Annotated in this window: 10 protein-coding genes and 1 pseudogene; 3 read left to right on the forward strand and 8 right to left on the reverse strand. The window is 42.4% G+C overall.

Annotated features, from left to right (window positions below; genetic code table 11):
- Positions 1-5 precede the first annotated feature (5 nt).
- Entirely contained in the window at positions 6-3,233 is a 3,228-nt protein-coding gene (locus IPP77_12415; GenBank protein MBL0310439.1) for an efflux RND transporter permease subunit, read from the forward strand.
- Complete coding sequence (locus IPP77_12420; GenBank protein ID MBL0310440.1) at positions 3,223-4,647, forward strand: efflux transporter outer membrane subunit; 1,425 nt, start codon at positions 3,223-3,225, stop codon at positions 4,645-4,647. Before IPP77_12415 ends, IPP77_12420 begins: the two co-directional genes overlap by 11 nt.
- A gap of 650 nt (positions 4,648-5,297) precedes the next feature.
- Here the strand turns inward: IPP77_12420 and IPP77_12425 are convergent.
- The 6 genes from IPP77_12425 to IPP77_12450 all read right to left on the reverse strand — a co-directional run bounded on the left by IPP77_12425 (position 5,298) and on the right by IPP77_12450 (position 10,228).
- Positions 5,298-6,752 carry a hypothetical protein gene (locus IPP77_12425; protein ID MBL0310441.1) on the reverse strand — a complete coding sequence of 485 codons (1,455 nt, stop codon included), beginning with the start codon at positions 6,750-6,752 and terminating at the stop codon, positions 5,298-5,300.
- Between the two features lie 11 nt (positions 6,753-6,763).
- Positions 6,764-7,270 (reverse strand): hypothetical protein, encoded by a 507-nt coding sequence (locus IPP77_12430; protein ID MBL0310442.1) that lies wholly within the window; start codon positions 7,268-7,270, stop codon positions 6,764-6,766.
- The gene (locus IPP77_12435) at positions 7,233-7,469 is read right to left on the reverse strand and encodes a hypothetical protein (GenBank protein ID MBL0310443.1); all 237 of its coding nucleotides are present in this window, start codon (positions 7,467-7,469) and stop codon (positions 7,233-7,235) included. The genes IPP77_12430 and IPP77_12435 overlap by 38 nt, the downstream gene beginning before the upstream one ends.
- A gap of 116 nt (positions 7,470-7,585) precedes the next feature.
- Positions 7,586-8,278 carry a hypothetical protein gene (locus tag IPP77_12440; GenBank protein ID MBL0310444.1) on the reverse strand — a complete coding sequence of 231 codons (693 nt, stop codon included), beginning with the start codon at positions 8,276-8,278 and terminating at the stop codon, positions 7,586-7,588.
- 753 nt (positions 8,279-9,031) lie between these two features.
- A complete protein-coding gene (locus IPP77_12445) occupies positions 9,032-10,030 on the reverse strand; it encodes a ketoacyl-ACP synthase III (GenBank protein ID MBL0310445.1) in 999 nt (332 codons plus the stop codon).
- A gap of 9 nt (positions 10,031-10,039) precedes the next feature.
- Positions 10,040-10,228 carry a YHS domain-containing protein gene (locus IPP77_12450; GenBank protein ID MBL0310446.1) on the reverse strand — a complete coding sequence of 63 codons (189 nt, stop codon included), beginning with the start codon at positions 10,226-10,228 and terminating at the stop codon, positions 10,040-10,042.
- A 271-nt stretch (positions 10,229-10,499) separates the two neighbouring features.
- Here IPP77_12450 and IPP77_12455 point away from each other — a divergent pair, with 271 nt between their 5' ends.
- Positions 10,500-12,038 (forward strand): glycosyltransferase family 39 protein, encoded by a 1,539-nt coding sequence (locus IPP77_12455; GenBank protein ID MBL0310447.1) that lies wholly within the window; start codon positions 10,500-10,502, stop codon positions 12,036-12,038.
- Here IPP77_12455 and obgE read toward each other — a convergent pair.
- Together obgE and IPP77_12465 are read right to left on the reverse strand one after the other, a co-directional pair.
- Positions 12,035-13,048, reverse strand: a complete 1,014-nt coding sequence (obgE, locus tag IPP77_12460; protein MBL0310448.1) for a GTPase ObgE — start codon at positions 13,046-13,048, stop codon at positions 12,035-12,037. The genes IPP77_12455 and obgE overlap by 4 nt on opposite strands.
- 73 nt (positions 13,049-13,121) lie before the next feature.
- Positions 13,122-13,696 (reverse strand): annotated as a pseudogene (locus IPP77_12465) (adenylate kinase).
- Between the last annotated feature and the right edge of the window lie 38 nt (positions 13,697-13,734).

The raw sequence follows: 13,734 nt of genomic DNA on the forward strand, positions 1-13,734 counted from the left end.
AAAAGATGTTTAATAAATTCATTCAAAGGCCGGTTCTTGCCATTGCCATATCTATTGGAATAGTCTTCATGGGGCTATTAGCCATCACGACACTACCGGTAGCCCAGTTCCCGCAAATCGCTCCTCCGCGAGTCACTATCTTCATTGAATTTCCGGGATCTAACGCCGATGTATTAGTTAAATCTACTTTAACTATTTTGGAAAGAGCCATCAATGGTGTTCAGGGAATGCAATACATCCTGTCGGATGCCACCAGTGCCAGCGAGGCGAGTATTGATATAGTATTTGAACCCGGAACGGACCCGACCATTGCCGCAGCCAGAGTAAAATCGAGAGTGGATCAGGTGATGACCAACCTTCCTCCCTTGGTGCAACGGGAAGGTGTTATCATCAAACCGCTGCAGCCCAGCATGCTGATGTACCTGAATCTTTACAGCACAGAAAAAGGTACGGACGAAAAATTTCTATTCAACTATGCCAACACATATATCTTGCCTGAAATCCAGCGGATCAGTGGTATGGGTATGGCCGAGGCGATTGGTAGCCGTGCTTTTGCTATTCGTGTCTGGTTAAATCCCGACAGAATGAGGGCTTATAAAATTTCGGCTGACGAAGTTTTGAAAGCAATTGACGAGCAAAGTGTACTGGCACGACCGGGAAGAGTAGGATTGAGTTCCGGGAAAACCGCACAGTCTCAGGAGTATGTTTTTACTTATAAGGGATGGTATAACACTCCGGAACAGTACCAGGAAATCATCCTCCGGGCCAATGCACAGGGAGAAATACTGAAACTTAAAGATATTGCTCAAGTAGAGGTAGGAAGTGAATTCGTTGACATCTACTCCAACAAGGATGGTTATCCGTCTGCTTCGTTGGTGCTCAAACAAAACCCGGGCAGTAATGCTAACAAGGTGATTGAGGATGTAAAAGCAAAATTGGTAGAGCTAAAGAAAGATTTTCCTGCCGGGATGAATTATGAAATCAACTACGACGTTTCAAAATTCGTGGATGCTTCCATTGAAAAAGTGCTTCATACACTATTGGAAGCTTTCATACTAGTAGCCTTGGTAGTCTTCATTTTTCTCGGCGATTGGCGATCTACCCTTATTCCCATCTTGGCTGTACCGGTATCTCTTATCGGCACGTTTGCCTTCATGCAAATGTTTGGACTGAGCATCAACCTAATCACACTGTTTGCGCTGGTTTTGGCTATTGGTATCGTTGTGGACAATGCCATTGTGGTCGTGGAAGCGGTGCACGTTAAAATGGAGGAAGAGAATTTATCTCCGTACAAAGCATCGAAAAAAGCACTGGTAGAAATAGGCGGTGCGATTATCGCCATTACCTTGGTTATGACTGCAGTTTTTGTTCCGGTAGCATTTATGTCCGGACCGGTAGGGGTATTGTACCGTCAGTTTTCGATTGCCATGGCAACTGCCATTATCCTCTCTGGAGTTGTGGCCCTCACGTTGACACCTGTTCTATGCGCCATCCTATTAAAAAACACGCATGGGCAGCCTAAAAGTAAAACACCAATCAGCATTTTTCTTGACTGGTTCAACAAAGGCTTTGGAAAAGTTACTGGAAAATATGCAGGCCTGCTCAAACTGATAGTCAACCGGAAAGTAATCACCTACGGCATATTGGTGGCTTTTGCTTTCGGGATTGTAGGCATCAATAAAATTCTTCCCGCAGGCTTTATTCCTAACGAAGATCAGGGACAGATATATGCTATTATTCAAACGCCGCCGGGAACAACTCTTGAACGGACCAATGAAATAGCAAGAAGTCTTCAACTCATTGCCAAAAAGGTGGATGGCGTTCAATCCGTAACAGCGTTGGCAGGTTTCGAAATCCTCACGGAGGGAAGAGGTTCTAATGCCGGAACCTGTTTGATAAATTTGAAAGACTGGTCGGAACGAAAACATTCAGTAAAGCAAGTCATTAAAGAGCTGGAAGAAAAAACAAAAGACCTCGCGGCCAATATTGAATACTTTGAACCACCGGCTGTACCCGGCTATGGTACGTCTGATGGTTTCTCTCTTCGCTTATTAGATAAAAACGGAGATGTAGATTATCAGGCGTTTGATAAAGTGAATAGCGACTTTGTGGCTGCGTTGAGAAAAAGAAAAGAATTGAGCGGATTGTTTGCGTTTTATTCTGCCAAGTATCCGCAATACGAAATAACCATAGATAACGAGTTGGCCATGCAAAAGGGAGTTACTATAGGAAACGCCATGGAAAACCTGAATGTCATGATTGGCAGTACCTACGAACAGGGATTTATCCGGTTCAATAATTATTATAAAGTTTACACCCAAGCCGGTCCCGAATTCAGAAAACAACCTTCAGACCTACTGAATATGTTCGTTAAAAACGACCAGGGAGAAATGGTTCCTTATTCAGCGTTTATGAAAATAACCAAGACGCAGGGCCCCAATGAAATATCTCGATACAATCTCTATATCTCTTCTCTAATTAACGGAACCCCCGCCGCTGGATACTCTTCGGGGGATGCCATTAAAGCGATACGCGAAGTGGCTAAAGAATCCTTGCCTCGCGGATATGACATTGCTTGGGAAGGCCTTTCGTATGATGAGGCACGCAGAGGAAATGAAGCGCTTTACATATTTCTGGTGGTACTGTTCTTCGTTTACTTAATTCTCGCGGCGCAGTATGAAAGTTTTCTTTTGCCGTTTGCGGTCATTCTTTCTATTCCTCCCGGAATTTTTGGCTCGTTCGTTCTATTAAAAACTATGGGATTAGCCAATGATGTTTATGCGCAGGTGGGATTGATTATGCTCACCGGATTGTTAGGTAAAAATGCGGTGCTGATCGTGGAGTTCGCTGTTCAAAAACACAGTCAGGGGGCAACGGTACTGGATGCCGCCATTGAAGGCGCACGGGTCCGATTCCGCCCTATTCTAATGACCTCATTCGCCTTTATTGCCGGCTTGATTCCATTGGTCGTTGCCACCGGTCCCGGTGCAGTCGGTAACCACACCATTGGGGCCTCTGCATTAGGCGGTATGTTGTTCGGAACTGTTTTCGGAGTCATTCTGGTACCGGGGCTTTACTACATATTTGGAAAACTGCAAGAGGGCAAACGGTTGATTAATGACGAAGACATAAATCCGCTAACCGAAGACTTTGTAGAAACACAACATCAACCAGCGGTTCCCAGAAACGTTAGAAAACTAATAGCTAAAATCTTAAGAAGAAATGAATTGTAAATTATTTATTAAACCCGCCGTGGTAGCTTTCATCCTGCTTTCAAGTGGGGGGTGTAAAATATTTAAAGCTCCGATGAGGTCTGAGAACAAATCGGTGCCCGACAGCTACTATCAATCAAAGGATACGACCAACTCGGCCAATGTCAAATGGAGGGTGTACTTTACCGATAGCAATTTAATTGCGCTGATTGATACCGCCCTGAAAAACAATCAGGAGTTGAATATTACGATGCAGGAAATTGCTATTGCCCGTAGTGAAGTCAGAGCTAAAAAAGGGGAGTACCTTCCCTATGGAAGCATCGGCCTCAATGGCGGCGTTGACCGATCAGGCAAGTACACATGGAACGGCCAGTCGGAAGAAGATTGGAAAGGAAACCATTCGAAACCAAAATACATAGGCGACTTTATGCTCGGTGTTGCTTTTTCGTGGGAGCTGGATGTTTGGAAGAAACTGCGCAACGCCAAAAATGCCGCATTGGCGCGCTACCTGGGCAGTATAGAAGGGAAGAACTTTATGGTGACCAACCTTATATCCGAAATTGCCAACTCCTATTACGAACTAGTGGCCTTAGATAACCAGTTGGTTATTATCAGTAAGAACATTGAAATTCAGCAAAACGCGCTGCAAATCGTCAGGCAACAAAAAGATGCAGCCCGGGTTACACAGTTGGCCGTCAACCGTTTTGAAGCACAATTGCTCAACACGCAAAACTTGCAGTATGAGATTCAGCAGCAAGCGGTAGAGACCGAAAACAAAATCAACTTCTTGACGGGGCGTTTTCCGAAACCTGTTTTAAGAAATGATTTGTCGTTTAACAGTCGCGTATTCGATTCTATCTCGACCGGTATTCCCAGCCAGCTATTAGAAAACCGTCCCGACATTCGGCAGGCAGAGCAGGAACTGGCCGCCGCTAAACTGGACGTCAAGGTTGCCAAAGCCAACTTCTTTCCCTCCTTCCGCATTTCCGCAGCGGTAGGTCTTCAGGCATTTAATCCTGCCGTATGGTTCCGGCCGCAGTCTATTCTCTACAATTTCTTTGCAGATATGATGGCGCCCCTGCTTAACCGAAATGCTATTAGAGCAGGCTACCTGAGTTCGAGAGCAAAACAGGTGCAGGCGGTTTATAATTACGAGCAGACTATCCTGAAAGCATACATGGAGGTAGTCAATCAGTTTTCGGGTATTGACAAATACACGAAGAGCTTTGAAACCAAGTCGAGCGAGGTGGAAATTCTGACACAATCTGTGGCCGTTTCCGACAATCTTTTCCGTTCTGCCCGGGCAGATTATATGGAAGTATTATTGACCCAACGCGAAGCACTGGAATCGAAAATGCAACTCATCGAAATCAAGAAGAAACAGTTGAATGCCGAAGTCAATATTTATAAAGCACTGGGAGGCGGTTGGAATTAAACCAACTTGCGTTCTCATTCTGCGACAATTTTTTGAACCTATTAAGCCACTAGCTACGAGCCTTGAGCCAATAGAAGCCTTGAGCTACTAGCCTTTAGCCTTGAGAGAATGCAGGCCTTGTTTTTTTCTCACGGCTAAAGGCTAGTAGCTCATAGCTCTCTCTCACTCCTTCACAAATTTCTTGTTATTGACAAAGTACATGCCGCCGGGCAGGTGGGAAACATCTCAATCACTATCACGGGCGAAGACTTTATAATGCCGTGTAGCACTGGTTTCTTGACCCATAGGGTCAAAGCCTTTGGTAGAAATATTCAGGTCATATATACAAAGCCCCATCGGGGCGACCCAAGTTTTCTATCGAACGTCCCTCTGGAACTTTAAAAGAGAGGCTGATTATTTACTACCAAACGCATAGCTCCGACGGAGCTAAAATGCACGTGCAGCAAAGGTATGGTCGTCTTCCGAACAAGGTGGTGAGACCCCTACCGGTAGGGTAAAAAAAGCCCCGCCCGATAGCTATCGGAACGGGACTTTGAGTTTAATAAACTACAAAAGTCTTAGAGACTTTTGTAGTTTGAAGTTTACGCGCAGTGGGGGCTTTCGTTGGCTTTAGCTTTGACAAATTTAGAATTTGTCAGAGTTGGATGTCGCTATTCCATCAGATACTTAACATCCTTAACAATAATCCAAGCATCTTCATCTGTAATTTCTTTATAGAATAATTTTTCATTAAAGTATCCAAACACGTTTATCTGTTTATCTGAAATCATTACTTTCCTTTGTAAAATGTAAGATTGGGGAATATATTCAAAATAATAAGTTGGACCTTTGGAAAGACCCCCAACCATTATAACTTTTTCAATATTGGAATAAACAATGTCAATCCAATTACTTGACGGACTATTATTAAAATGAGTACTGTCAAGGCCTGTCAAACGGACGCTATTATGTTTATTGAAGAAATAAAGAGTTGGGTCAACGTTAAAAACAAAAAAAGGCTGGTTTATCATATACCCGAAATATCCAGTATACGCAATTCGATATTTTGAGCTACTATTCTTAATGGGAAAATAATCTGGGTAGCTTAAATTAAATACGTTCTCAAGTTTTAGCCCATCTTTTGTAAAGTAATATTGAGCAATTAAAGAATCATTATTCTCTGAACTTGTCATCATCAATAATGTATCACCTCGGACAAAAATAGTATTGAGATAATTAAAAACATTGCCACTTCCAGGAATTGAATAATGTAATGAATATACCTTTTCAACAGTAAGGTCTAAACTTAATTGGGCTATATACGGAGCGTGATACCATCCTACATCCCCATTTGGACTTGCCTTTTCAATTAAAAACGTTAGAGGCAAATAAATTTTTTGGTTTTTAAAAATTGGCGGCATGATATTAACCCTATTACCCATTTTTGAATCTATTCGATCTGTTGCAAGAACGTTGCTTGCTTGCTCATTTGAGTCTAGCATTACACATTCTTTAATAAAAAGTTGAATGGAATCTCTTAGGAAGTTAAAGTTATATGTCTTAACTAATTTTCGTTTCTCAACATCTATACAATATGTATTTGAATTCAGGTCGTTTGTAATGTAGATGTAGCCGTCGTCTGCAAGATTAAATTTTGTTCGTTTCGTGCCAACGTATTTACTTACATCAATGGTGTCATCAATAAAAGATGAAATAATATCCACAATAGTATCACCTACTAATGAATTTTTAAAATCAGAACTCCAAAGAATTTTTTCATTTTTCAGAATAAATACCTTAGAAACTATCTCTGGGTTTAAACAAGAAAATAAACTGTCATTAATTATTACTGTATCAATAGGCGATATTTTGCCAATTTTAGTAGAGACAAATTCGGTCTTTATTCTTTTAGGCACATTTCCTAATAGGAATACTACAGGATACTTTCCATATAATTGTTGATAAGCATTCGATGCGCCTATATAACAATTAAAGCAATCGTTACCATAAATAGTAAAAACTACGGATACTGGCTTTTCTTTTCTCAGATTGAAATCTAAGCAATCTGACTGTCCATAAATTGAAAGACCAGTAACCAAAAAAAAATAAAAAAATACACTCCTCATCAGAATAGATTTTATTCAGGGTGAATAATACTTGAAATAGCTTCCAAACTTGTTAGCCCACCCATAGATCCCCTAGGAATTTTTGCATAACGAATGCACCAACTGGGACTGGGTGTACATTGGATATAATAAAACTCGCTTCCCGGTTCATGAACATAGCTGCTAAGGGTTCCATAAACTTGAATTTCTTGAGCAGGGCCATACAAACTTTTGTAATGATTATATTCAGTTTCTGTCATTGCTTGGTGATATATTGTGTTGCGGAGAGAAATATAGCTATTAGCTGATTCAGGTACAGGATTATCAGATGCTACACTAACAGAAATAGATACATACCCTGTGTCTCCAATTAAAGATAAAAAGTCAGATGGGAAATTTGCTATCTGATTAATCTTAAAACAAATTTCTTTAGAAGGTAAGCATTCAATAATAACTGTTGCATCGCCAGGTCCTGATATATTATTTAATCTGCCAGGGATATCAACAGGGGGTTGAAGCAATTCCTGCTTGACCGTCATTTAAAAATACGCCTGTTGATATAAGTGAGGTTCGTGTTGGGCACTGCTGCATAATATTACAAGCAGAATAATATGTTGTATTAATACTTGGCACGTAAACTTGTTGGACTATTTGTGACGCTCCGTCTTCTTCAAGCCCTTGTGCCTTTAATATTACAATCCCTAATAAGAATACGGAAATCAATGCTCTTGTTTTCATGTTTAATTAATTTAATTGTAAATACTATTTTGCCTACTCTATATCCCCTTTTCGGCTACCTGGGTTTTTTTTAAAAAAACCTTCCAAGTCTTTAAGACTTGGAAGGTTTCAATCCGTTACGCAATCACTGCCGAAAAAACCTGAGAGAAAGGGCCAAACTCTCCGCGAGTGTTTTTATAGCGCACGAGATAATAGGCCAGTTTGCCTACGTCTTCCATATTGTGTTCGATGGTAACGAGGTATCTGCCGGTGCTGGCTACGTGGTGAAAATCGTTCTCGGTCAAAGGTGGCAACGAAGGGGTGGTTTCGAGCACGGACGGTGGCACGGGCCGAATGGCTTTATACACCTCTACGCTCTGCACTCCTTTGGGTTTAGCATGCGAGTTAGGGTCATCGGGGTTTTGAAAACGCAGCGTGTGGCTGCGGTGAATAATCTTGGCAACAGAAACCACCGGCGCATTGGTGGGTTTGCCCGAAGGGGTTGGCTCGTGGTCAGCATCTTCGAGATGCAGAGTTGTTTTGTCGTTTTCATTCAGCAAACTTCTTGGAATGTTTGCATAAATATCTCTAAGAAGCACTTCCGCATCCACTCTCGTTTGATTTTTCTGGTTGGTGACGGTCGTGGTGTTCGTGTCCGGGTTCACGCTTCGCGGAAAAACGTCGTTCCAAGTCACAATAATACCCGACAGCGAACTTGTTTTAGAAGGGTCTATCATCAGTCGGGCTTCGTTAGAACTTAAATAAGGACTAGCGATGTTGAAATAAACGCTGAATTCAGCGTCTTTTGAAGGGAAAATACCTTGTTCCATGTTAAATTGTGGTTTTTTGGTTAAAAAATAGAGAATCGAGATGTTCTGAAAAGAGAGAATGAAGCATTCATTTTGAAGAATGAGTGATTCATTTTGAGAAATGCCGCGCCAATTTCGAAAATGGAGGCCTCCATTCCTGCTCGCGAGTTTCTCGCGAGTACTCGCGCGTTGCTCGCGAGCAGGAATGAGTGACTCATTCCTTGAAATGAGCGGCTCATTCTTGGAAATGAAGCCTCGCCAAGCAGAAATGAAAGACCCGCAAGCACTCGCGGGACTCTCGCGAGGCCTCGCGAGAGTCCCGCGACCACTCGCGAGCGACTCATTCTTTGAAATGCGAAAGCTATTTCGTGGAATAATTCAGCCGCAACAAGCAGCGAGCTACTGCATATTATAAAAGGGTATTGGGGGAGGAGGGCAGTTAAATGACCTACCTTAGCACCACGAGTAACCGGTGTTTCAGAGGGGGAAAAAGAATTTTTGTTTGTAGAAAAAACCATTTTGTGCAAATGAATTCCTTATGTATTCTACAACGAAAATAATAGATAGAGCCAAACCTCCTAATATTTGTTAAGGGGAATTCAAGGTGATTTTTGTCAGGCTTTATGTTTTAATTATTTACCCCTGCGAGATTAGATAAATGGGCAAGTATAGTTTCTGCCAGAGGTATTGGCATGACGACGGGATTTAAAAACCGCGATAGAGTAACCTTCGTAAAAAGTAGAGACCCAGTTCCGCAGGAACTGTCTTTTATTATTACCAGCGAATAATAGCGCTTGCCCACATAAAGCCGCTTCCAAAAGCTGCTAGAGCCACCAAGTCACCATCTTTGATTCTGCCTTCTTCCCAGGCTTCGCAAAGCGCGATACCTACCGAAGCGGCGGTGGTGTTTCCATATTTATGAATGTTGGAAACGATTTTATCGTCCGTCAGGTTCATTTCCTTTTTGATTGCCGCAGTGATGCGCGCATTGGCCTGATGCGGAACGACTAAGTTCAAATCAGACTCTTTCAAATTACATTCTCTCAGGCCCTCACGAATCACCTCCGGGAAAAAACGAATGGCATTCATGAACACCAATTTGCCATTCATATAGGGAAGAAATTCCCCTTTATCAATCATCTCTTTCGTGATTCTTACTTTTTTGCGCCCACCCGGATTTTCCAGATAGAGTTCTTCAGCAAACTTTCCATCACTGTGAATCTTAGTGGTGAGAATTCCTTTACCGGGTTCATCGGTTGCTTCCAAAACAGCGGCACCGGCACCATCACCAAAAATAACCGCCATGTTGCGACCTCGGTCGCTCATTTCAAATAAGTTAGACTGAACTTCGGATCCCACCACCAAAACGGTTTTATACATGCCGCTTTTGATAAACTGATCGGCCACAGATAAGCCATAAACAAAACCGCAGCACTGGGCGCGTAAATCCAAGGCTGCGATGTTTCTGAAAGGCAACTTGCGTTGCAACAACACACCGGAACCGGGAAAGTCATAATCAGGACTCAGGGTAGCCAGAATAATCAAATCAACATCTTCCGGTTTTTTGCCAGCGCGGTCTATCGCAATCTGCGAAGCGCGAGCGGCCATCTTAGACACCGAATCATCGCCTTCTTTAAAAAACCTTCTCTGTTTGATGCCCGTCCGCTCCGTAATCCAATCATCATTGGTATCAAAAAGCTTCGCCAAGTCATGGTTGGTTACTATATTTTCGGGAACATACATTCCCACTCCGGTAATTTTACTTGAGGGCATAATTAGGGCTTACTTCTGAGATAAATATGAATTCGGATCTTTAACAAACTCGTCCTTGCACTCTTTCGAGCAGAAGCCGTAAATCTTTCCTTCATAAGTGGCCGTATCAGCAATTTGACCTGCTTCTACTTTCATGCCGCAAACGAAGTCTTTGTTGGTCGCCAACGCAGTGACCGGAATATCTATCGTGGCTTCCATAGGCTTTGGAACCGTGTTGACTTGCTCATCACCAGCCTTGTTTTTCAGCGAATCGCAAGAACTCATGACCAAAAATAGGCCGGTCAGCATACAAAAAATAATTGCTTTATTCATCCGTTGTAATTTATTGAGGCGTAAAGCTAAACTATAATTGTAAATACCGTAAGCGGTTGGCATTTTCAAAATCAGGATGGAGCATATCGGAATGAAATTTATCGAATCTTTTTTGGACGATAATTCTTAATGAATCAATTCATACTAATATAGCTCCGTGATAGAGCAAAAGATACTCTTAGTTTCATGCGTTTTATATCTGGCGAGCATTTTTCTTTTTCTGGCAGGGAAGAAGAAATTATCTCTGGCAATTTTGGTGATCGCTGCTTTCCTCACCCGGTATTGGGCCGCCACATTATTTCCCTATTTGAACGATTGGGATGAGCGCTTTCATGCTTTGGTGGGAAAGAATTTGATTGCTCACCCCTGGAAACCAACGATGGTTGAGCGTCCGGTACTGCCCATTGATTTTAAAGATTGGACGGGGAATCATATTTGGGTACATAAGCAACCTTTATTTCTGTGGCAGATAGCCTTGTCTGTATTTGTTTTTGGAGTGAATGAAATGGCGGTAAGGATGCCGTCTATTGTTTTATCGTCCCTGCTTGTACTCATAACCTATCGAATTGGAAGCCTCGCATTTAATGAGCGAACCGGATATGTAGGCGGCTTACTGATAGCTACATCGTTTCCGTTAATGATGCTGGTGACGGGAGTTGAAGGAATGGATCATAACGATATCAGTTTCATGTTTTATGTTACTGCGTCAATCTGGGCTTGGTTGGAATATGAACAAAGTAAAAACATTAAATGGGTCTGGTTGATGGGTGCTTTGGCGGGGGCGGCGGTACTATGTAAATGGGTAACGGGGATGTTGGTTTTTGGAATGTTTGGCTTCGGCCACTTGTTTATTCAAAAAGATTTCTTCACTCGAAATGTATTCAAGGTCTTGTTGCAAGGGTTGCTGGTTTGCGTATTGGTGGCGCTGCCTTGGCAGATATATATTCTTCTGTCATTTCATCAGGAAGCTGTCTGGGAATATTCTTTTAGTGCGCGACATTTTTCTGAAGTCCTAGAAGATCACAAACATGCTATTTGGTATTATGTAGAACAAATTACCTCCAAGTATCAGATGCTGTTTCCCTTTATTATTGTTGGAATAGGTACTTTGGGTTTAAGGAAAGAGAAGTTCAAATTTTCATTCCCCCTATTCATTGGAGTATTAGCCGTATATATCTTTTTCTCTTTGGCCGCTACGAAATTGCCGGGATATGTGTTGATGGTGATGCCTTTAATGTATTTATTGATTGCCAGCGGATTTGTATGGGTGGTTGAATGGCTCTTTGCTCGTCTGCCGGGAAAGGTTTTTCACGCGCTACTTTTTATTCTTCTGAGCCTTGGAGCATACCAAAACCTTCGTCTTTATCATATTTTCTGGTCTTCATTGATGGATGAAAGCTACTATGGTCGCAACCGGTTAGCGAAGAAAATCAATACCGAATCGTTTAAGGCAGCAAGACTCACTTTGCCCAAGGATTATGTAATAATCTGGTGCAACGGATTCGAGCGAGTGGAATGTATGTTTTATACGGGCAACACCGCGTATAGTCCTATTGAGGAATATAAGGTTCAAGATTTACATAGTCGAGGGGTGAAACTGGCTGTCTTTAATCGAGAAGATTTGCCTGATTATATCCGCAACGATAGCTTGATTTTGAAATTGCCCTATGAAATGAAACTTCGGGTAGCTGATTAATTGTTCCGGTGCAACAATTTCATTATTTCATCCTTCATCTTCTCTATTCCGAGATTAGTAGCGGCAGAGATATACAGCACCGGAGGCAATTTAATTGACCTCTTCTTTTTCAAATCCTTCTCTATCATTTTCAATAATTCGGCATCCGCCAAATCGCATTTACTAATGGCCAGCATCCGGTCTTTCGTCAACAATTCAGGATTGAACTTTTCTAACTCTGAAAGCAGAATCTGATAATCCTTAATAATGTCCGGGCTATCTACCGGAACTAAAAATAGCAAGAGCGCGTTTCGCTCAATATGACGCAGGAATCTCAATCCTAATCCTTTACCGTCTGATGCTCCTTCAATGATTCCGGGAATATCAGCCATTACAAAGCTTTTGCCGCCTCTATAATTCACCATTCCCAGATTAGGCACAAGCGTGGTGAAAGGATAATCCGCAATTTCAGGCCGGGCATTGGATACCGCTGATATTAATGTGGACTTACCGGCATTTGGAAAGCCTACCAAGCCCACGTCTGCCAACAGTTTCAATTCCAATACTTTCCAACCTTCCTTGCTGGGTATTCCCGGCTGCGCATAGGTGGGTGCTTGACGAGTGGGAGAACGGAAATGGTGGTTGCCCCAGCCCCCTTTGCCTCCTTCCATGATGATGTATTCTTGCCCCTCTTCAGTAATTTCCACCTCTATCTGTCCAGTTTCCGCATCACGTGCTACGGTGCCAATTGGCACCTCAATAATTTTGTCTTCGCCACCTTTGCCCGAACATAGGGTGCCTTGCCCTCTATCACCGTCCTCTGCTATTATATGCTTTTGATACTTCAAATGAAGCAGCGTCCACAGTTGCTTGTTTCCGCGCAGAATGACATGTCCTCCACGGCCTCCATCACCTCCGTCCGGCCCGCCTTTGGTTATAAATTTCTCCCGGTGAAAATGCGAGGCTCCTGCACCACCTTTTCCGCTTTTGCAAAATATTTTTACGTAATCAATAAAGTTTTCGGAAGCCATAGCATTATTTAGTTTAACGAGGTTTTAGTTTAAAGTCAGATCGGAGTACCATCTATGGACTTTTAACTCGCAACTATTTCACCTTATCTATTTCTTTGGAAAGCAACGCAAATATTTCTTCGATGGTTCCCTCACCGACAATTTGTTGTAATTTATGCTGGTTCCGATAAAAAGAGACCAACGGTTCTGTTTTGTTACGGTATTCAGCCACGCGATTTCGGACAATCTCCTCATTCTGATCATCTGCTCTGCCGGACGATTGCCCTCTTTTCAGAATACGAGCAGTAAGCTCTTGCTCAGATACATATAAAGAGAGCACCAATTTAATCGGTGACTTATATTTTTTTAGCAGTTCATCCAGAGCTTCTGCCTGCTTGACCGTTCTGGGAAACCCATCGAATACAAAGCCTTTAGCCTGTTTGTTGCTACTAGTTTCGATTCAATCATTCCGATAACCACTACATCAGGCACTAACGCGCCTTTGTCCATCAGGGTCTTTGCTTCTAATCCCAGATTGGTTTGTGCGGCGATTTCAGCCCGCAACATATCTCCCGTGGAAAGATGAATCAATCCATACTGTGAAATGATGTTCTCTGCTTGCGTTCCTTTGCCGCTCCCCGGGGGGCCGAATAAAATGATATTGAGCATGTTTCAGGATTATTGGCGGCGAATATAAATAAATAGAA

The sequence above is a fragment of the Bacteroidota bacterium genome, from assembly GCA_016722375.1.
Taxonomy (GTDB): Bacteria; Bacteroidota; Bacteroidia; order Chitinophagales; family LD1; genus Bog-950.